The 567-nt window shown below is 57.5% G+C and carries 1 protein-coding gene; it reads right to left on the minus strand.

Annotated features, from left to right (window positions below; all coding sequences use genetic code 11):
• On the minus strand, positions 1-200 hold a 200-nt coding region (locus GCU56_RS23590; protein ID WP_204332725.1), incomplete at its 3' end, for a hypothetical protein.
• Positions 201-567: the final 367 nt, after the last annotated feature.

Consider the following 567-nt stretch of genomic DNA (forward strand, 5'->3'; position numbering starts at 1 on the left):
GAGGACACATCCTCCACGATATTTCTCGACCTAGTTTCGCTTAGCAGAGTGCTCTCAGCAATGTTCGCATACGTTCCGTTGATCCGAGCGAGGTTGGATGCACCGTCGATCTGTTCGAGTACACGCTCAAGAACGGACTGTGCCGAAGCGGTGCCAGACGCAGCGATCAACGCTGCAAAGGAAGCCGCAAACAGGCGCATCCAGGGATTCTCCAAAGTACAGCCATGATCCTATGGCAGCTTTTCGGAAGTTTATCCAAGGAAAACCATACTTACATCACCGTTGGCCGTTCGGGGATTGAGAGGCGCCGAGACGGTTCCAAAGACCTCAAAATCACCCTGAATGGGGTCTGATGCCGGATGGATGGGGCCGAATCCTACGCTAAGGCGAAGTTTTGGCCGAATTTCGCTACAGCGTCCTGTAGGCGGTCGGTCTTGTCATCTTCACCATGGCCACCAGCGTCGGCGCCTCGATGGCGCGGCCAGCAGGGCGGTTGCTTGTTGCTTCCATGCGTCCCGGTCGGCCCGCACTTCGTCCAGAGCTTCGCGTTCCCGGTCGAGCGCCGCC

The sequence above is a fragment of the Geodermatophilus sabuli genome, assembly GCF_010686765.1.
Classification (GTDB): domain Bacteria; phylum Actinomycetota; class Actinomycetes; order Mycobacteriales; family Geodermatophilaceae; genus Geodermatophilus; species Geodermatophilus sabuli_A.